Origin of the sequence: Congregibacter sp. (assembly GCF_047617445.1) — a bacterium.
GTDB lineage: Bacteria > Pseudomonadota > Gammaproteobacteria > Pseudomonadales > Halieaceae > Congregibacter.
The window spans coordinates 123141-142165 of sequence record NZ_JBLGBE010000002.1; the positions used below are offsets into that span (position 1 = coordinate 123141).

Annotated in this window: 20 protein-coding genes; 14 read left to right on the forward strand and 6 right to left on the reverse strand. The window is 54.4% G+C overall.

The features are described 5' to 3' along the window. Nucleotides 1-4: 4 nt before the first annotated feature. Entirely contained in the window at nucleotides 5-1357 is a 1353-nt protein-coding gene (locus tag ACI9KD_RS01510; RefSeq protein ID WP_414979370.1) for a phosphomannomutase, read from the forward strand. 34 nt (nucleotides 1358-1391) lie between these two features. Here ACI9KD_RS01510 and ACI9KD_RS01515 read toward each other — a convergent pair whose 3' ends face one another. Next, entirely contained in the window at nucleotides 1392-2354 is a 963-nt protein-coding gene (locus ACI9KD_RS01515; protein WP_414979371.1) for a polyprenyl synthetase family protein, read from the reverse strand. Between the two features lie 389 nt (nucleotides 2355-2743). Here ACI9KD_RS01515 and rplU point away from each other — a divergent pair, with 389 nt between their 5' ends. From rplU to ACI9KD_RS01540, 5 genes are all read left to right on the forward strand, one after another. Continuing rightward, the gene (gene rplU, locus ACI9KD_RS01520) at nucleotides 2744-3052 is read left to right on the forward strand and encodes a 50S ribosomal protein L21 (RefSeq protein WP_414979372.1); all 309 of its coding nucleotides are present in this window, start codon (nucleotides 2744-2746) and stop codon (nucleotides 3050-3052) included. Between the two features lie 12 nt (nucleotides 3053-3064). After that, nucleotides 3065-3322, forward strand: coding sequence for a 50S ribosomal protein L27 (gene rpmA / locus ACI9KD_RS01525; protein ID WP_414979373.1), 258 nt, complete (start codon nucleotides 3065-3067; stop codon nucleotides 3320-3322). Between the two features lie 137 nt (nucleotides 3323-3459). Beyond that, nucleotides 3460-4647, forward strand: coding sequence for an Obg family GTPase CgtA (cgtA, locus tag ACI9KD_RS01530; protein WP_414979374.1), 1188 nt, complete (start codon nucleotides 3460-3462; stop codon nucleotides 4645-4647). Then, nucleotides 4644-5771 carry a glutamate 5-kinase gene (gene proB, locus ACI9KD_RS01535; RefSeq protein ID WP_414979375.1) on the forward strand — a complete coding sequence of 376 codons (1128 nt, stop codon included), beginning with the start codon at nucleotides 4644-4646 and terminating at the stop codon, nucleotides 5769-5771. Before cgtA ends, proB begins: the two co-directional genes overlap by 4 nt. Then, nucleotides 5771-6688: a ZIP family metal transporter gene (locus ACI9KD_RS01540; RefSeq protein WP_414979376.1), complete on the forward strand. Its 918-nt coding sequence runs from the start codon at nucleotides 5771-5773 to the stop codon at nucleotides 6686-6688. The genes proB and ACI9KD_RS01540 overlap by 1 nt, the downstream gene beginning before the upstream one ends. Here the strand turns inward: ACI9KD_RS01540 and hemH are convergent. Further along, on the reverse strand, nucleotides 6677-7768 hold the full coding sequence (hemH, locus tag ACI9KD_RS01545) for a ferrochelatase (protein ID WP_414979377.1): 1092 nt from the start codon (nucleotides 7766-7768) through the stop codon (nucleotides 6677-6679). The two genes, ACI9KD_RS01540 and hemH, sit on opposite strands and share 12 nt — an antisense overlap. A gap of 332 nt (nucleotides 7769-8100) precedes the next feature. Between hemH and ACI9KD_RS01550 the strand changes: the two genes are divergently transcribed. Beyond that, nucleotides 8101-8445 carry a UrcA family protein gene (locus tag ACI9KD_RS01550; RefSeq protein WP_414979378.1) on the forward strand — a complete coding sequence of 115 codons (345 nt, stop codon included), beginning with the start codon at nucleotides 8101-8103 and terminating at the stop codon, nucleotides 8443-8445. Between the two features lie 303 nt (nucleotides 8446-8748). Here the strand turns inward: ACI9KD_RS01550 and ACI9KD_RS01555 are convergent, their stop codons facing one another. Next, nucleotides 8749-9360, reverse strand: a complete 612-nt coding sequence (locus tag ACI9KD_RS01555; RefSeq protein WP_414979379.1) for a YegP family protein — start codon at nucleotides 9358-9360, stop codon at nucleotides 8749-8751. Nucleotides 9361-9538: 178 nt separating this feature from the next. On the opposite strand from ACI9KD_RS01555, the gene ACI9KD_RS01560 reads away from it, so the two are divergent. Then, the gene (locus ACI9KD_RS01560; RefSeq protein ID WP_414979380.1) at nucleotides 9539-10183 is read left to right on the forward strand and encodes a nucleotidyltransferase family protein; all 645 of its coding nucleotides are present in this window, start codon (nucleotides 9539-9541) and stop codon (nucleotides 10181-10183) included. Here ACI9KD_RS01560 and maiA read toward each other — a convergent pair. Genes maiA through ACI9KD_RS01575 form a run of 3 tightly spaced genes read right to left on the reverse strand, consistent with a single transcriptional unit; the run spans nucleotide 10150 to nucleotide 12959 of the window. After that, nucleotides 10150-10800: a maleylacetoacetate isomerase gene (maiA, locus tag ACI9KD_RS01565; RefSeq protein WP_414979381.1), complete on the reverse strand. Its 651-nt coding sequence runs from the start codon at nucleotides 10798-10800 to the stop codon at nucleotides 10150-10152. The two genes, ACI9KD_RS01560 and maiA, sit on opposite strands and share 34 nt — an antisense overlap. A 3-nt stretch (nucleotides 10801-10803) precedes the next feature. Continuing rightward, a complete protein-coding gene (locus ACI9KD_RS01570; RefSeq protein WP_414979382.1) occupies nucleotides 10804-11796 on the reverse strand; it encodes a fumarylacetoacetate hydrolase family protein in 993 nt (330 codons plus the stop codon). Nucleotides 11797-11825: 29 nt separating this feature from the next. Continuing rightward, on the reverse strand, nucleotides 11826-12959 hold the full coding sequence (locus ACI9KD_RS01575) for a homogentisate 1,2-dioxygenase (protein ID WP_414979383.1): 1134 nt from the start codon (nucleotides 12957-12959) through the stop codon (nucleotides 11826-11828). 76 nt (nucleotides 12960-13035) lie between these two features. Here ACI9KD_RS01575 and ACI9KD_RS01580 point away from each other — a divergent pair, with 76 nt between their 5' ends. The 6 genes from ACI9KD_RS01580 to ACI9KD_RS01605 form a co-directional block, all read left to right on the forward strand. Then, a complete protein-coding gene (locus tag ACI9KD_RS01580; RefSeq protein ID WP_414979384.1) occupies nucleotides 13036-13512 on the forward strand; it encodes a MarR family winged helix-turn-helix transcriptional regulator in 477 nt (158 codons plus the stop codon). After that, nucleotides 13509-15260: an aromatic amino acid hydroxylase gene (locus ACI9KD_RS01585; protein ID WP_414979385.1), complete on the forward strand. Its 1752-nt coding sequence runs from the start codon at nucleotides 13509-13511 to the stop codon at nucleotides 15258-15260. Before ACI9KD_RS01580 ends, ACI9KD_RS01585 begins: the two co-directional genes overlap by 4 nt. A gap of 127 nt (nucleotides 15261-15387) precedes the next feature. Beyond that, nucleotides 15388-16560, forward strand: coding sequence for an acyl-CoA dehydrogenase family protein (locus ACI9KD_RS01590; RefSeq protein WP_414979386.1), 1173 nt, complete (start codon nucleotides 15388-15390; stop codon nucleotides 16558-16560). Continuing rightward, a complete protein-coding gene (locus ACI9KD_RS01595) occupies nucleotides 16557-17183 on the forward strand; it encodes a glutathione S-transferase family protein (protein WP_414979387.1) in 627 nt (208 codons plus the stop codon). Before ACI9KD_RS01590 ends, ACI9KD_RS01595 begins: the two co-directional genes overlap by 4 nt. A gap of 47 nt (nucleotides 17184-17230) precedes the next feature. Beyond that, nucleotides 17231-18433 carry an acyl-CoA dehydrogenase family protein gene (locus ACI9KD_RS01600; protein ID WP_414979388.1) on the forward strand — a complete coding sequence of 401 codons (1203 nt, stop codon included), beginning with the start codon at nucleotides 17231-17233 and terminating at the stop codon, nucleotides 18431-18433. Between the two features lie 10 nt (nucleotides 18434-18443). Continuing rightward, nucleotides 18444-19025: acyl-CoA dehydrogenase family protein (locus ACI9KD_RS01605; RefSeq protein ID WP_414979389.1), on the forward strand; the 582-nt coding region annotated here is incomplete at its 3' end.

Genomic DNA, 19025 nt, shown 5'->3' on the forward strand with positions numbered 1-19025 from the left:
CTGTATGGACGAAATCACTTGTTTTAAGGCCTATGACGTTCGCGGTCGGGTTCCTGATCAGCTCAATGAAGATATCGCGCGGCGTATAGGTTGTGCATATGCAGAGGTTATCAAACCCAAAAAGGTCGTTGTTGGTCATGATATTCGCCTCAGTAGCCCGGCAATCAAAGCCGCGTTGACCGAAGGCCTGTTGTCTCAGGGAGTGGATGTCTACGACATAGGCTTGTGCGGCACAGAGGAAATTTATTTCGCAACGCATCATGCCGAAATGGATGGTGGGATAGCGGTGACTGCGAGTCATAATCCCAAGGACTACAACGGGATGAAGTTTGTGCGAGAGGGTTCAAAGCCAATCTCGGGTGATACCGGTCTGTTCGATATCAAGGCACTAGCAGAAAAAAATCAGTTCACCCCGGCGGACACTCGGGGGCAACTCCAGTCGCTGAATACCGAAAAAGCGTATGTTGAGCATCTGCTGAGTTACATCGACGTAGCGAATCTGAAGCCGCTCAAAATTGTCGTGGACGCGGGTAATGGCGGAGCGGGTAAGGTGGTTGATCTCCTTGAGTCTCATCTGCCCTTTGAATTCATTAAATTGCACCATGCGCCCGATGGAAACTTTCCTAATGGCGTCCCTAACCCTATGCTCGAAGAGAATCGTCAGCCCGTGATTGAGGCGGTGCGCGAACACAATGCCGATCTCGGTATTGCCTGGGACGGGGACTTCGACCGTTGCTTCTTCTTTGATGCCAGTGGTCGTTTTGTCGAGGGATACTACCTGGTAGGGCTGCTTGCAGAAGCGTTTCTCAAGCGCAGCCCCGGGGAGCCGGTGGTGCATGATCCTCGGCTTACCTGGAACACCCAAGCCGTCGTAGAGGAGTTCGGCGGTAAGGCGATTCAAAGCAAGACTGGACACGCGTTCATCAAAGAGCGTATGCGTCTTGAGAATGCGATTTATGGTGGTGAAATGAGCGCGCACCATTACTTTCGCGACTTCGCCTACTGCGACAGTGGAATGATTCCCTGGTTGTTGGTCGCAGATCTGATTAGTACGCGAGGCCAGTCTTTGGCAGATATGGTGGAAGAGCGCATGGCGGCTTTTCCCTGTAGTGGTGAGATCAATCGCTCCATCGAAGATCCTGAAGCGGTCTTATCGCGCGTGGAAGCACGGTATGCAGACGCTGCTTTGCGGCTTGAAACCGTCGATGGTCTGAGTTTTGAGTTTTCCGAATGGCGCTTCAATCTTCGACGCTCAAATACCGAGCCACTTGTGCGCCTGAACGTGGAGGCGCGCGGCGACTTAGCGTTGATGCAAGCGAAGACTAAAGAGCTGTTGGCACTGATAGACGCTGATTGATATTGGCTCAGGGTCCAGGTATTGGTAGGTGTCTTTAGTGGGATCGTTCTATTGACAGGGCGGCGAGGCGCGCGAGCGCGTCTTTTGCAGAAGACGCTGGCAGTTCCTTAAGCGCGTTGAGCGCTTTGTCCCTGCAGCCGAGTGCGGCGTTTCTGGTGTACTCCAAGCTGCCGCAATCACGCACCGCTTGAACGACGTCCGGAAGCCGCTCACGGTCTTTGGCCTTAATAGCATCGCGTACAAGATTTGCTTGGGCTTCACTGCCTTCGCGCATGACGTGAATCAAGGGCAGGGTCGATTTGCCCTCGGCGAGGTCGTCCCCCACGTTTTTGCCCGTTACTTTCGGGTCGCCTTCGTAGTCCAGAAGGTCATCGATCAGCTGAAACGCTATACCGATGTTGCGACCACAAACTCGAAGCTGCTCTACCTTGGCTGCGTCTGCGCCCGCCAGTAAAGCGGCACCTTCGCAGCCTGCGGAAAACAAAGCAGCCGTTTTTCGGTCGATTACATCGTAATACTGGTCTTCGCTCGTGTCGGCGTCACCGGCTCGGATCAGCTGCAGAACTTCACCGGCGGCGATAGTGTTCGTGGTATCCGCCATCATTTTTAAGACGTCATGATTGCCCAGGGCGACCATTAACTGAAATGCGCGGGTGTAGAGAAAGTCTCCTACCAACACGCTGGGTGCGTTGCCAAAGGCGCTGTTGGCTGTAGGCCGCCCTCGACGCAACTCAGAGACATCCACGACGTCATCGTGGAGTAAGGTAGCGGTATGGATGAACTCCACCACGGCGGCAAAGTGAATTTGTGCGTCGCTAACGGTTCCCAGCGCGGCAGAAGACAGTAAGACGAGTACGGGTCGCAGGCGTTTGCCGCCAGCGTCAACGATGTATTGACCGACATTTTCGACCATATCTACGTCGGAACGCAGTTGCTCTACAATCACAGCATTGACCGCGTCTAGCTCGGCGCTGACAACGTCGCGGACTTGTTGCATGGTGGGTGAGACCTTGACCCCGGGAATCGGTCGCGCATGCTAGGTGTCCCTCGCGATAGTGTCAAGGATTCGGCTTTACAGCACTTGGCCAAAACCGCGTCGACTCAGCCGTCGATGAGCCCACGTGCTGCTTGAGCTTAAGGGCTCTTTTAAGTACAATCTCGCGCCCTAACTACCCGTGGTCGCAGCTGATCGGTGGTAGGTAAGCGAGGGATAAGGATTGGTCCTTTTTTTAGCGTAGGAAAAGTTCTTTAAATACAGTTACTTGTGCCCGTCCCTGCCCACTGCAAGCGCAGTGCAGCCACTTGCTAAAAAGGCTATCTGGATAGCCAGTTAGTCGATAGTGGTCTTTCGTGAATTAGCGGGAGGGCTAACAATGGAGAAGAAAGATGTACGCAGTGATTGAGAGCGGTGGTAAGCAGCATCGCGTTACAGAGGGTGAATTCCTCAAGCTTGAAAAAATTGAAGCGGCTACTGGCGACACGATTGAGTTCGATCGTGTGCTGATGGTCGGCGGTGAGAACATGCGCGTAGGAACGCCAGTTGTTGACGGAGCCAAGGTCACTGCTGAGGTTATTAATCAAGGCCGTCACGCCAAGATCAAGATCATTAAGTTCAACCGACGTAAGCATTACCGCAGAGAAACCGGACATCGTCAGTGGTACACCGAAGTACGTATCACCGGCATTAGCGCTTAAGGAGACTGACAAATGGCACACAAGAAAGCAGGCGGCAGTACTCGTAATGGTCGCGATTCACAGAGCAAGCGTCTGGGCGTGAAGCGCTTTGGCGGCGAGCAGGTTAAAGCCGGTAACATTATCGTTCGACAGCGCGGAACTCGGTTCCACCCGGGCGAAAATGTTCGTCTGGGTAAGGATCACACTTTGTTTGCGACTGTCGCAGGTAAGGTCGAGTTTATTATCCGTGGCGACAAGAGCCGTAAGTTCGTGCGTGTCGTTGGCGCCTAAGGCGAAACTGATAGCGTAGTGAGAAGCCCCGGTTTCATCCGGGGCTTTTTTTTGCCTGTCGCTTGTACTTCACGTCACCTTAGCGGATATTTTTCACTCACTCCCCAGCGCGCCTTAGCGCAAGATAGAATACAACTATGAAATTCGTAGACGAAGCCAGTATTAGCGTATTCGCCGGAAAAGGTGGTAACGGCTGCCTGAGTTTCCGTCGCGAGAAATTTGTGGAGCGTGGGGGGCCGGACGGCGGGGACGGCGGGGACGGCGGTAGCGTTTTTCTGCGTGCAGACCAGGGTATGAATACCATGGTCGACTATCGTTTTCAGCGCGTGTATCGCGCGGAGAGTGGTCAGAGTGGCCGGGGTCGAAACTGTACAGGTGCTGGAGGTTCCGACCTAGAGCTACCTGTTCCCGTAGGGACTACCGTGCTCGATGAAGATAGTGGTGAAATTTTGGGAGATCTTGTAGCGGCGGGAGATCGCTTGCTGGTCGCCCAAGGTGGTTTTCACGGGCTGGGGAATACCCGCTACAAGTCCTCCGTAAATCGTGCTCCGGAACAGACCAGCCCCGGCAGTGAAGGTGAGCAACGCTCGCTCAAGCTAGAGCTTAACGTACTGGCAGACGTTGGGCTGTTAGGTTTGCCAAACGCGGGTAAGTCGACCTTTATTCGCTCTGTCTCTGCGGCTCGTCCAAGAGTTGCTGACTATCCTTTCACCACCCTTATTCCTCAGTTAGGTGTCGTGAAAGTTGATGCTTTGCGCAGTTTTGTTGTCGCCGACATTCCGGGTTTGATCGAAGGTGCTTCGGACGGTGCTGGGCTGGGGATTCGTTTTCTTAAGCACCTCACGCGAAACCGAATACTTCTGCATTTAGTGGATGTGGCACCCATGGATGGTAGCGACCCCGCTGATAACGCCTTGACCATCATCCGTGAAATCGAGCGATTTAGCCCCACGCTCGCAGCGCGGGAACGCTGGCTGGTGCTCAACAAAACTGATCTTATCGATGAAGATACTCTCGCCGAAATACGTGCCAGGGTCATCGATGTGCTGCAATGGACTGCGCCCATATACACGATATCGGCACTTGCCCACGATGGTACTGATCGTCTTTGTCAGAACATGATGGATTACCTTGAACGTTGTGTTGAAGATGAAGCTCTTGATCCAGAGCTCGTGATTGCCGAGCGTCAAGCGCAGCAGGCTATGCAAGAGGAGTCGCGAGAACGTGCGGCCATACTGCGCGCGCGCCGTCACGGCAAGGAAGAGCTCGAAGACGAAGCCGATGACGATGACGATCATGACGTGGAGATTGAGTACGCGCCGTGAACGCCGACGCCCGAGACTGGGCACCTGGCGCGAAGCGCTGGGTGGTAAAGGTAGGCAGCGCTCTTCTTACGAACGACGGCCGCAGTATTGACGAGACCGTGATCTCTGGATTAGTCGCAGAGCTGGCTATGTTGCGTAAACGGGGCTGTGAGGTTTTGCTGGTAAGTAGCGGGGCGGTAGCGGCAGGCCTATTGCGTCTTGGAGCAACTCAGCGTCCCCGCGAACTACATGAATTGCAGGCCGCAGCGGCGGTAGGGCAGTCCGCACTGCTGCGGCGTTATGAGGAGGCCTTCGCCGAGAAGGGGCTCATGGTCGCTCAAATTCTGCTGGGTCATGATGATGTGCTTGCACGAGACCGATACCTCAACGCTCGAGCCGCACTCAAAACCCTACTTGGCCACGGTGTGGTGCCGGTTATTAACGAAAACGATACCGTGGCTACCGATGAAATTCGCTTTGGTGACAACGATACCTTGGCGGCCTTGGTGGCTAATCTGGTTGATGCAGACGTACTTGTTCTGTTGACGGATCAAGCGGGACTGTTTGATGCCGATCCCCGTACTCACGCGAAGGCTAAACTGATTACGCATTCCCGGGCTGATGACGCCGCACTGGATGCGGTGGCGGGAGAGGGTGGTGTGTTGGGTCGCGGGGGTATGGTGACCAAGCTGCGCGCGGCGCGGCTTGCAGCACGCTCGGGGACAGAAACGGTGATTGCAAGTGGTCGAGAGCCGCGGATTCTGTCGCGTCTTGCCAATGGAGAAGCACTGGGTACCTGGCTTGAAAGTGGTAGCGCCCCGGAGAATGCTCGGCGGCAATGGCTGGCAAGTCTGGTGACCTTTCGCGGCGTCGTTGAGATTGATGATGGTGCAGTTAATGTCCTTAGAACCTCGGGCCGAAGCTTGCTCCCGGTGGGTGTAAAGTCTGTGAGCGGCGACTTTGAGCGTGGTGACGTTTTACTGTGTCGGGATCTTAAAGGTCGGGAAGTTGCCCGAGGTCTGAGCAATTACAGTAACGAGGAAACTGCCCGCATTATGGGGCTGAGCTCCCAAAGGATCGCGGAAACGCTTGGCTACGGTGGAGAGCCGGAGTTGATTCATCGCGATAATCTGGTGCTGCTCTGATGTCCCCAATGCTATTACTCCTGGGTTACGGCGCAGCGTTGATTGTGTTCTCGGTCGCCGGCGGTGCGTTAACACAGCGTGTTGCCATGACTCACACACGAACCCAACTGGCCATGAGCCTTGTGTCGGGCTTAATGCTCGGAATCGCTTTTTTTCATTTGCTGCCTCACGCTGTGCTGGCTCTGGGTGTCGAGGAGGGCCTTACGGTGGTCATGTCCTGGTTGATGCTGGGCCTGGTCGTGATGTTGCTCCTGCTGCGTATCCTGCACTTTCATCAGCCTGACTATCCGGCGGAGGCCCTGGCAAGTTGTGAGCATGAGCATGAGCATGAGCATGAGCATGACCATGACCACGAAACCCTGCATGGGAGTGATGCTGCTGTGGCCCCTATGCTCCTGCCGGGGGTTAATTGGAAGGGCGTATTGATAGGCCTTACCTTTCATACGTTTATCGATGGAGTCGCTTTGGGGGCCGCGCTGTTATCAGCGCCTCATGGGCATCAGCAGCAACTTATCGGTTTTGGCGTCTTTCTGGCCATTCTCCTGCACAAGCCTCTTGATGCCATGTCAATTACAGCGCTGATGAAGTCATCGGGTACGACCGCGTCAGCCCAGCTGAGAGCAAACCTGGTGTTTGCTTTGGTCTGTCCCCTTGGGGCGCTTATCTTCTACTTCTATGCCACACAACTAGGGGTTAACGGTGAGGCAGTGATCGCCTCGGCGTTAGCGTTCTCTGCGGGGGCTTTTGTGTGTATTGCGCTGAGTGATCTGTTGCCAGAGGTTCAATTCCATAGCCACGATCGGGTGAAACTCACGGCGGTATTCTTGCTGGGGATTCTAGTGGCCTACCTGATGGCAAATACGGCCGTAGAGCATACGCATGCGGTACCCGCTCTGAGTATGTTGTCAGCTCGCTAAGCGTGCCTTCATGCTGTTGGCCATGCTCGCTGAGAGTTCGGCTTGATTCGCCTGAGGTCTGATCCAGGGGCCAATTCGTTCGTTAACGAGACTGGTCAGAAAATCGATATGCCCTTCGCTGGAGTTTAAGCAGGGAATGTATTCAAAGCGCTCGCCCCCGGCTTCCAGGAAATAGTCACGATTTTCTTCGCCAATTTCTTCTATCGTTTCTAAACAGTCGGCCGAGAATCCGGGGCACACTACCTGCACTGAATGTATACCGCTCCCAGCCATTTCGCGAAGTGTGTGGTCTGTATAAGGTTTGAGCCACTCTTCTCGTCCGAAGCGAGATTGAAAGGCGCTCAGATACGCATCCTCGGCCAATCCCAGCTCCAGTGCCACCAGTCGCGTCGTCTTGTGGCACTGGCAGTGGTAGGGATCCCCTTCGTCAAGATAGCGACGAGGCTCTCCGTGATAGGAGAACAGGAGTTTCTCGGCCCGTCCATGGGTATCCCAGTGCTTCCTGATGCTGTCAGCGACGGCACTGATATAGCCTGGCTGGTCGTGATAGCTGGCGATAAATTGAAAGTCGGGTATCCAGCGTCGCTTGCTAAAGTCTTCGGCGATCGCGTCAAAGCTTGAGCCACCCGTTGGGCCGCTGTACTGCGGATAAAGCGGCAGTACCACTAGCTGACGGGCGCCGCGGTCGATGAGTGACTGAATTGCATTGCCGATAGACGGTTGTCCGTAACGCATGGCGAACTCAACGATAACGTCCCCTCCATGCTCCTTATTCAGGCGACGCTGTAGCTCTTGGGCCTGAGCTCGTGTGTGGATCAACAGCGGGGAGCCCTCGTCAGTCCATACTGTTCGATAGGCTTTCGCCGATCGTGCTGGACGCACATTGAGGATGATGCCATTAAGTATGAGCCACCAAAGCAATCTGGGGACTTCCACGACCCGCGGGTCCGACAGGAATTGTTTGAGATAGGGGCGTAAAGCGGTTTTTTCCGGCGCTGTCGGAGTGCCCAAATTCGTGACGAGCACGCCTACGCGTCCCTGTTGGGCGTGATCAAAATCCGGACTGCCTAGATACTTCATCGTAAACCCTGTGTTTCCATTCTTGAGCGAAGCTGGCAACCGCTGTTCCCAGCATTGTCCAGGTGGGCAAGCCACGACTTCCAGCAGATTATTGTACCGCTAATGTCCCGGATCCAGGGCGCTTACGTCGCTACAGCGATTCTTGATTAACCTTACGTATTCCTTTGGTCGCTGGATCCCATCGACCTACCGATAGACCAACACCGTTCGACGATTCAGTGTTTCGATGCATTGTTTGTTGCCTTACCTTGAAGGCGTGGGATGGCGATGAAGGACCTACCCCGCTAACGAATCCGGCCTCGAGCCACCTATGTAACGTATGGAGCACGATCATGAAAGCACTTCGTAAGGTAACAATAGCAACCGCAGTATCAGGCATGTTGGCAGTAGTGGCGCTTCAGGCAAGCGCTGAAAGCACGACTAAGGTTGTCGCCGACTACATCGCGACGCCCACTCAAGTGGCGGTAAATTTTTCGGATCTTGATCTTACCTCGGCCGCTGGCCAGGAAGCCTTGCAGTATCGGCTTGCCAGCGCCGCGGAGCAGGCTTGTGGTCACAGTGACTTTCGTAGAGCAGGTAGTGTCTCCCGCGCTGCACGCAACGATGAGTGCTATGAACAGTCTCTGTCCCGTGCATTGTCAAAAGTGACCGCCTCGTCGGTCGCATCCACAAACTGATCGACCTAGTTTCCGCTGCCCCTGGCGGAACCCCGGGGAGTCGTTCTCAGCGGCTCCCCGGATCATTGCGATCAGACTAAGAGTATTGAATAAGCGCTTGTTTGGAGGAACGGTAAGACGTTCTTTGAATGAGCTGTCTCATTAAAAGCGAGCTGCATTGTGATGCTGTGGCTTGGATGTAACAGCTTGGATGTAACAGCTTGGATGAAAAAAATTTGCGTGAGATAGTTGGAATAACACAGCCGGGGCTGGATCTTTGGGATAGAACTGGACGGCAGCCGACGAGCGACTGCCGTCAAAAGCTTACTTCTTTTTGGCTTTGGCTTTCGCCTTAGCAGGAGCTTTCTTCTTGGCTACAGCTTTGGCTTTCTTGGGTGCTGCCTTAGCTTTTTTTACGACTTTCTTTACTGCCGCTTTAGCCTTCTTGGGTGCTGCCTTAGCTTTTTTTACGACTTTCTTTACTGCCGCTTTAGCCTTCTTTGGTGCCGCCTTAGCTTTCTTGGCGGTTTTCTTTACCGCAGCCTTGACTTTTTTAGGTGCTGCCTTAGCCTTTTTGGGTGCAGTCTTTGCCTTTGGAGCTTCTACAGTTAGATCAAGTGTGTCAGCGCTAGGTGCATTTAGGCCTACCGACTTGATGCCTTTTTCCATGCTTACTGCATTGGAGTACATCTGACTTTTGCCAACTACCTGCCCATTGGTCGCCTTCATTACAAAATAAGGCTGTCCTTTGGTTGAAGATTTGCGCTCGTAGCGCGCATCTTTATCCGCATTTTTCTTGACGGATGAAATGCCCGCAGCTGCCGAGCGTTTGTTGTCGTAAGTCTGGCTAGTAAATACAACTTGCCCATTACCCGATTTAAGATTGAAGGAGAACTTTCCGGTTTTCCCCTTTTTCAGTTCAAACTTTCCTGCCATGATAAAACCCCTTGAAACGATCCTGATGCCCAGTCACATTATGTTGGAGCGGAATTACTTATCCGCAATCAACAGCATAAGGCTTTCACAAGCTATCGCAAGGGCTAAAACCGCATTTACTGGGAATAAAAGCGGCGTAAATGCAGTCTTATGGAGCTTAAAAATTGCGGATATCACTATGAATGGAGACTTACGCCAGAGCTTTGATAATGCGCCGACGGTATTGCTCTTGGCTGCCGGAGGCTCGGTTCGATTCGGGTCTGATAAGCGATCTTTTGTTCTTGATTCAAAAAAAACACTACTCCAGCAGTCTATTTCGCAATACAAAGATATAGGTCTTGAGGTGTTTGTGTGTCTTTCGGGTAGGCGGGACGACGATTTTTTGGCATCAATGCTGCTCCGTGAGTCCGTGGGCTGCTTGCGTTGTTCGCGCGCGGCAGAAGGCATGGGAGGGACCCTCTCGGAGGGGGTTTCTGCAATTGGTGATGTGCCGGGAATTCTTGTGGCGCTCGCAGATATGCCAGGATTGCTTTCGCAGACTGTTTTGCGAATTTTGGAGAATGCGGACAGTGAGCGCATTGTGTATCCGGTTTTTGAAGGGAGAAGAGGCCATCCGGTACTGTTTGGTCGACGGTATCTATCGCTGCTTAGAGAGCTGTCCGGCGACGCGGGTGCCAGTAAGCTGCTCCGGGAAAATGTGGAAAACTGTGTCCCTGTCCCGGTTGTTGATCCTGGTGTTTTGTTAGACGTTGATACGCTCGGCGACATTCAAGGAATCGAGCGGCTTCTTCAGGGCCGCTCTTCAACGGGTGAGTCGACTTGACATGAGGGATGCGCCTTTGCGAAGACTGCTAATTTTTGGCAGTGACTGTCGAGAGTTACGATGCGCGGGAAAGGTGAAAGATCGACTTTAAATCGGTAGGCGTTGTAGACCTGCGGAATCAAAAAAACCTCGAGCATTCCCGGATTATTCCCGAGAGAGAATTCCGTCTCTAAATCACCTAAGGCGATCTCTATTGCTATGAATCCTTGGTGAATCCAGTGTGCATACCAATCGTCGACTTGGGTTTTTTCCTGCTTAAGTGTGCCGCTCAGGTAGCGCAACACCCGTAAATTATTTAATGGATGAATGTCACAGGCAATGTGCTGACACAGGGCGCGATGTTGCGCTTTGCTGATCAGGTTCTGGGGGTAAAGCGACGGATCGGGATGTGCTTCTTCGAGCCATTCGAGTATGGCGCTGGACTGCGCAAGCGTTTCTCCGGACTCGAGCGTTAACGCAGGCACAAGTCCCTGGGGATTGTTTTTGAGATAGTCCTCACCACGCTGCTGTCCGGTAGTGAGGTTAACGGGAACGATTTTATGTTCCAGGCCTTTGATCCCCAGAGCAATGCGTATGCGGTAGGCAGCAGATGAGCGAAAGTAGCTATAAAGCTCCATGGCTTAGCCAGTTGGTGCGGTGTAGCGCACGATCACTTGATCAATCGCACCAAAGATCGATTTGGCGTTTGCGTCGAGCATCTCGATGTGGATGCGATCTCCAAAGCGCATGAATGGCGTGCTGGGTTGCCCATCCTTAATGGTTTCGAGGCAGCGTATCTCGGCAAGACAGCATGAACCCGCTTCTGAGCCTACATTGGATACCGTTCCTGATCCGATGACGGCACCGGTCATCAGCGAGCGGGATTTTGCGCAATGTGCGATGAGCGTCGGGAAATCAAAGGTCATATCTTGTCCGGCGTTGGGTGCTCCCACCAGTTCACCGTTGTAGGTGGTACGCAGCGGTAGATGCAAGCGCGCCCCATCCCAGGCGTCACCAAGTTCGTCGGGTGTAACCAGCACTGGCGTAAATGCAGTCCAGGGCTTGGATTGGTAAAACCCGAATTGCTTGGCAAGCTCCCCGGGGATCAGGTTTCTCAGCGATACGTCGTTCACCAGCCCGATGAGCTTAATGTGTCTGGCTGCCTGGCTCGGCGTGACGCCCGCTGGTACGTCATCGGTAACTACAACGACTTCCGCCTCAAAATCGATGCCCCATTCCTCACTCTCTGCTTCAACGGGGTCTTCCGGTCCTATAAATGCGTCCGAGGCTCCCATGTAAACCAGAGGGTCTTTCCAGAAGGAGGCGGGTAGCTCAGCGCCTCGTGCTTTTCGAACAAGCTCGACATGGGTGACATAGGCGCTTCCATCAACCCAGTGGTAGCTCCGCGGTAAAGGGGCTGCGCATCGGCTTGTGTCGAAAGTTTCAGCATCGCTGATTTGGCCTTGGCAGAGCTGCTCGTATTGTTGCTCTAGCTGGGGAGCTATGTTGGCCCAGTCATCCAATGCCGCTTGTAGCGTCGGCGCGATATGACTCGCGGAGCAGCAGCTTTTGAGTTCTCTGTCGACAATCATAAGAAGACCGTCGCGACCAGATTTGTAGGAGGCGATTTTCATGAATGTTGTCCTTTCGTCGAGTGGGGTTCTCAGGCTCCCTGGCTGCGCCAAGAATTTACGTAGTCGGGGTTCTCAACTGGCGTTATCGCCGCTTGAATTTGCAGTGCTCGCCGCGTGTCGATCATCACTGCCACTTCATCAGTCGCTTTTGCCGGATCGGTTTGTGATTTGTGCAGCGCTTTGGGGTGAGGGCCGTGGGCAAAGCCACAGGGATGGTAAGTGATCATCCCTGCTTCAATATTGTCGCGACTAAAAAAGTTACCGCGGTGGTAAAAAAGCACCTCATCGTAGTCGTCGTTGTTGTGATAGAACGGGACTTTTAATGCACCTGGGTCGGTCTCGATGGGCCGTGGACAGAAGGTGCAGACCACGAAGCCCCCGCCTACGAAGGTCGTGTGTGCCGAAGGCGGTAGGTGGTAACGATGACTCATGACCGGGCGTATATCGCGCCAATTCAATCGCAAAACTGTATTGCTGCCGTGCCAACCCACCGCGTCCAGCGGATTGAACGGAAAAGTCACAATACTCACTTCGTCATGACGTTTGATGTGGACGTCCCAATTGTCTTCGCTGTGTTGCGCAAGAAAAGCGTCGTTGATATGGGGATGATCAAGAATCGCGGGATCGAAGACTGCATGAGGGCCCAGCATGCCTCGGTCAGGCAGTTGGTAGGCGCCATCACGATCTTCGATGATCAGGCATTCCACAGGCTCCAGTGGTTCCATGCGCCAGGCAGTACCTCGGGGTATTACTAGATAATCGCCATCCCGGAAGTCCAGTTGCCCATAGTCACAATAGAGCGAGCCACTGCCGTTGTGAATAAACAAAAGGTCATCACCGTCACTATTACGTACTAAATGACGCATCGCGCTGCTGCAGCGCCAAAATCGTAGGGCGACATCACTGTTGGCCAGTAATGCTTTTTGAGAAAACGGCGATTCACTGAGTGCGTCCAACTGCGTGAGATCAAAGGCATAGGGCCTCAGAGGTCCCTTCCAGTCAATCCAGCCCGTGGGCGGGTGCCGGTGGTGGATGTGGCTTGCGGGACCGAAAAAACCTTCTCGGCCCATCTCTCGCTCATAGGTCCCGCCCGGGAGGTCGCAATGCGCCTGCCGCGAGTGTTGCCCTTCGCGAATCACATGGGGAATCCACTGCCGACTCATACCCTTAATCCTTTTCCCTTGACAGAGTGGCAGCATACTAGTTTCATATGAAACTATCTAGCGTATAGGTAATGTCGTGAAAGAGCGGTTTCAACTCGAGAGATTTTTGCCTTATCGGTTTGATCGTCTGGCAAAACACATCAGCGTGTCCCTGGCAGGCGTTTATCGACGCCGATTCAGTGTGAGTGTGCCCCAATGGCGTATTCTTGCCTTACTCCACGAAACACCACACATGAGTGCCAAAGACATCGCGCAGCAAGGCAATCTGGATAAAGTGATGGTGTCCCGGGCTTTAGTCGGGCTCGAAGAGCGTGGTTTGCTCGAGCGATACATCAGCGCTGAAGATGCCCGGGTCAATGAGCTGTGTCTCACCCTGGTGGGCGCGCAGCTTTTTGAGTGTATAGCGCCGCTTGCACTTCGCTGGGAAGCCGACTTTCTCAAAGTACTGACTCAACAGGAACGTGAAGATCTGTCCGGTATTCTTTACAAGCTAGAGCAACACTCAAGGTCGAAAGATCGAGTCCCAATTGTGATGGAGAGTGCAACGTCGTGAGTTTCGTGTCGCCCAGCCAACAAGAAATCGTGGCGAGTTTACCGCTACACCTCCGACCCTTTGTAGCAGTGCAGGATCCCGTCAACCAATACACACCTCGTGATCATGCGGTGTGGCGTTTTTTAATGACTGCTCTGACGCGGGGTCTTGCCGATACCGCGCATCCGGTATATCTCGAAGGTCTTGCACGAACGGGAATAGCCCTGGATCACATACCATCCATCGACGAGATGAACAGCTGTTTGGCTAAGCTGGGGTGGAGAGCCGTGGTTGTAGACGGCTTTATACCTCCGGCGATTTTTATGGAATTTCAGGCGCTGAAGGTATTGGTCATCGCCCTGGAAATGCGCAGCGTAGAGCATCTTTTGTACACGCCGGCGCCGGATATTCTGCACGAGTCTGCCGGGCATGCGCCGTTTTTGATTGACGTTGATTACGCGGAGTTTCTGCAGCGTTTTGGTGAGGTGGGTATGCAGGCGATCGCTAGCCAGCATGACCATGAGCTTTACGAAGCGGTCCGCGCCCTATCGATGTTAAAAGAAGATCCCCGCACAGCAACTCAGGACATTGCCGAAGCAGAGGCGCGTCTCACAGCTTTATCCAACAGCGACGAGCAGCCGTCAGAAGCGGCATTGCTGACCCGCCTGCATTGGTGGACAGTGGAGTATGGGCTGGTAGGCGAGCTCGAGGATTATCGGCTCTTTGGCGCAGGCCTATTGTCGTCCCTTGGCGAAAGTCAAAGCTGCCGAGATGATGCTCGCGTGCGAAAGATCCCGCTCACGGTCAATGCTGTGGAGGCGCCTTACGACATCACGACCACCCAGCCGCAATTGTTTGTAACGCGAAGCTGCAAACACATGAGTCAGGTGCTTGAGGAGTTTGCGGCCACTATGGCTGCTCGCCTCGGCGGTGCTGGAGCGCTCCGCAAGGCGATAGCCTCGACGGCCGTTTGCACGGCACAGTACGACTCTGGTGTGCAGGTGAGCGGTGTGATTTCAGGTCTACATTGCGATGCCGTGGGCAACGTGACCTACGTGCAGACCCAGGGGCCAACTCAGCTGGCCTGGCGGGGAAAGGAGCTGTATGGCCACTCGACAGCGAGTCACAAAGAGGGATTTGGCTCACCCGTGGGTCTGCTCAAAGACTTCAGTCGCTGTTTGTCTCAGTACACGGTAGACGAGCTTAAAGTGCATCGTATTGTTGTCGGGGAATCGGTGCACCTTGAGTTTCTATCGGGTATTAGTGTCCGCGGTCGACTCGAAAGCGTCCTGCGTCAGGAACATCGCAATCTCTTGCTCAGCTTTAGCGATTGCACGGTCACGTCGCTTGATGGCCAGGAGCTCTTTCAGCCGGAATGGGGTCGCTACGACATGGCTGTGGGCGGCCGTATTGCCAGTGTCTTTGGCGGCGTCGCGGATCGAGAGAGCTTTCAGCTGTACAAGCCTTTGCCGCGCACCGGAACACCGGGGGCGCAGGCAGACAGTAAGGTAATGGAGGCCTATGCGAAGCTTGCCAAGTATTGCAGCGCTGTAACAAAGCTGAGCGACGCCGAGGGGCAGTCACTGCTTAGTGTTCTCAATGATTATCCCGCGGAATGGTTGCTTCGCGCCGAGATTCTTCGTATGGATGCAGACCTGTTGCCCGAGGGGCTTGCCGCCACTGCGATGCAGGAACTTGATGAGCTGGTGGTGGAGCATGAGCATCGTCGAGCACTGGCGTTGGTGTTCCCGGGACAATTTTCGGCCTAAGCGCCAGAAATGTCCTCGGCTAGGAAGGGGGTGATGGCTTCAGTGATAATCTGCAGCTTGTCGGGTTGAGCGTCACTCAGTATTATTAAGTGACACTCAATTAAAGCCCTAAGCCCCGGAGGTTTGTATGTCCCTCGACTTTGATAGTGCTCGCCTACCCAACCCCCATATTCGGCCTGAACATGAGGAATGGCGCACCCATTTGCGGCGCTTTATCGACACAGAGATCGCGCCATTCGCTGAAGAATGGGATGAAGCGGGGGAAATTCCGATGGATCTGTGGCCGAAGGCTGCCGCAGTAGGTTTGCTGGGTATGGGATACCCGGAGGCCTATGGTGGAACATCGGAAGGCATCGACTCCTGGCACAGCTGGATTACCAATGAAGAGCTAAACCGCTTTGCGGTCGGTGGGGTGCCGGCGTCCCTGATGGTTCATGGCATCGGCTTGCCGCCGGTTCTTAACTGGGGCTCGGAGGCTATGAAGGAAGCCGTAGCACCTGCCGTACTGGCGGGTGAAAAGCATATCGCTCTTGGAATCACCGAACCCGGCGGTGGATCCGATGTGGCGAGTTTGCGCACCACCGCAGTTCGTGACGGTGATCACTACATAGTAAATGGCTCCAAGACTTATATCACCGGCGGTATGCGCGCCAACTGGGTCTCTACTGCGGTGCGCACCGGCGGTGACGGAGCTGGCGGTGTGTCAATGTTGCTGATTCCCACTGACGCTGAGGGTTTTTCACGCACTTCTCTGGACCGGAAACAGGGTTGGTGGGCTTCGGATACCGCGACCCTGTACTTCGATAACGTTCGTGTCCCGGTAGAGAATCTCATGGGCGAAGAGAATCGTGGCTTTCTGGTGATCATGACCAATTTCAACAGCGAACGAATGTTCATGGCGGCTTCTATGGAGGCACTGGGGCGCGTCTGTCTGGAAGATGCGGCTAACTGGGCCAGAGAACGCAATACCTTTGGAAAGCGTCTCGCCGATCATCAGGTGATTCGCCATAAGTTTGCGATGATGAAACAAAAACTCAATGCTACTCAGGCTTACATCCGGGTCTGCTACGAGAGTATGGAAAACGGCAACGCTAACCCCGGAGACATCGCCTTACTCAAGGTTCAAGCTAGCGAAACCATGGAGTTTTGCGCGCGCGAAGCGATGCAGATTCTCGGAGGAGCAGGGTACATGCGGGGTAACCGAGTAGAGCGTATCTACAGAGAGGTACGCGTGAACGCGATTGGTGGGGGCTCAGAAGAAATCATGCGTGATTTGGCGACACGGCAGTACGGGCTATGAGTATGAAGCTTTGGCATTGTGCGGGAGCGCGGTCTCTGCGCGCGGTATGGGCACTGGAGGAGTTGGGGCTTGATTATGAACTGGTGATGCTGCCGTTCCCGCCGCGGATTTTTCAGCGCGAGTATTTAGAGATCAACGCCCTGGGTACGATTCCGTACTTTGTGGACGCTGACGTGGAGATGACCGAGTCCTGTGCCATCCCGCACTACCTGGCGACGCGCCCGGGCTGCGAGCACCTTGCCGTGCCGCCGGAGCATCCCGCTTATGGCGATATGCTTAACTGGACCTATCACGCCGATGCGACCTTAACGTTCCCTCAGACGATTGTGCTCCGTTACACGGTTCTTGAGCCCACTCCAGAAAAAAAGCCCGTTGCTGATGACTATGCCAAGTGGTTCATTGCCCGTTTGCGTCGATTGGATGCTCACCTGGAAAACAATGACTATCTGGTTGATGGCCGATTCACCATCGCCGATATTTGTGTGGGATATGCTTTGTATTTCGCGCGAACGCTGAAACTGGATGAGCGCTTCAAACCTCAGACCTCGGCCTATCTTGACCGACTCATGGCTCGGGATGCGTTTGTTCGCGCCGATGCGGCGGGTCGAGAGTCGACCGACTGAGCGAGAAGCGATAACTTTTTCGACTACATAACTATGGGACGTTCGTTATGAATGCTGCTGTTAAAGAATTAGAAGAATTTCGTTGTGAGGTCGCAGCTTGGCTTGAGACCAACAAACCCGGTGATCCCGGTTTTTTGTTACCGCAGACCTTTATGGAAGTGGGCTCGGAACAACAGTTGGAATTTCTTAGAGAGTGGCAGCATAAGGTTTGGTCTGCCGGATATCTGGGTATGGCCTGGGCAAAAGAGCACGGTGGTCAGGGCGTCGACGCTGTTTATCAGTCCGTGGTCGATCAGGAGATGCGTCGGCAAGCCGTGCCAATTTGCTTCAACGTTATCGGGCTTGGCTGGGCCGGGCCGCTAATCAACGACATCGGTACCGAAGACGAAAAGCAGCGCTACTTAAAGGGTATTTTGAGCGCCGAGGATATCTGGTGCCAAGGCTTTTCGGAGCCCGATCATGGCTCCGATTTAGGTAGCGCTAGAACCCGCGCTGAGCGCGATGGTGACGAATATGTCATCAATGGCAGCAAGATCTGGACGACCATGGGGAACTACTCCAAGTACATGATTTTACTGGCGAGAAGCAATCCTGAAGCAGAGCGTAAGTACGATGGCCTGTCGTTTTTCCTTGCGCCCATGACCGTTGCGGGGGTCGAGACACGGCCAATACGCAAGTTGACGGGAGAGTACGGCTTTACCGAGACGTTCTTTCGCGATGCCCGTATTCCTGCTGACTGTCTTATGGGGGGCGAGGGTGAGGGCTGGAAAATAGCGATGAAAACGCTGCAGTACGAGCGTGGGGCCGAGGCCGGTGCGGCGGGGGGGCTGGCATTTGTCCGAATCGTGATGGATGACCTCATCGCGCAACTGCGCGATGTGAAGCGCGACGGACGTCCGGTTCTTGAAGACCCGCTCATGCGCGATCAGTTGGTCGCTCTGATTATGGAAGAGAAGGCTATCGCTCTCGGGGACCGACGTTCGGGTATACCGGCGCTGACCAGTGATTATCCCATGTCACTTCCACTGTCGAACAAATTACGCTGGACTGAGTACGCCAGGCGCATGCGTCAGTTTGCCATCAATGCTCAAGGTGCCGACGGGGCCCTGTTTGTTGGGGATGACCGCGCTCGGGAGGGTGGATTTTGGCAGCGGGCGTATCTGAACAGTTTTTCGGCCACCATCGGCGGTGGTACCAGCCAGGTGCAAGCCAACATTATTGCCGAGCATGTGCTCGGTTTACCGAAGTAAGGGGCGCGTTATGTCAGTGATCGGTAATACCGCAATGCGTTTTGATGAAGAGCAGAGCATGCTCCTGGACTACGCTCGAAGCTTTTGCGCCGACCGTGGAGGCTTGAATGCGGCACGGGAACACCTGGAATCGCCCTTGGAGTACAGCCCTGCTGTGTGGCAAGAGATGGTTGCCATGGGCTGGACAGGTATTGGCTTGCCCGAAGAGCTTGGTGGGGCGGGGCTCGGTATTGGGGCTGCGGTTCCTGTGGCCGAGAGTCTGGGTAAGGCGCTTATGGGTACGCCACTGCTGTCGACTTTGCTGGCGGCACAGTTGCTCCTGCGAGCCGACGCTAATGCGACATCTGATGTACTTCGAGGTATCGCAGGAGGCGATGCGGCCTGTGTGGCGGAGTTAGAGTCCGAGGATTGGAGTGCTCCGTTCGCGTGTCTTGTGGACGATGCGGGTCTTTTGCAGGGTCGCAAGCAAATGGTGATGGACGCACAGAGTGCGCGGTGGATCGCGGTGCTTGTGAGTGTTGAGGGTGAGGCCGCGATAGCGGTGGTGGATGCCGGCGAGCTTGAGGCACAAGCGATTAGCCCTCGAGTGCTG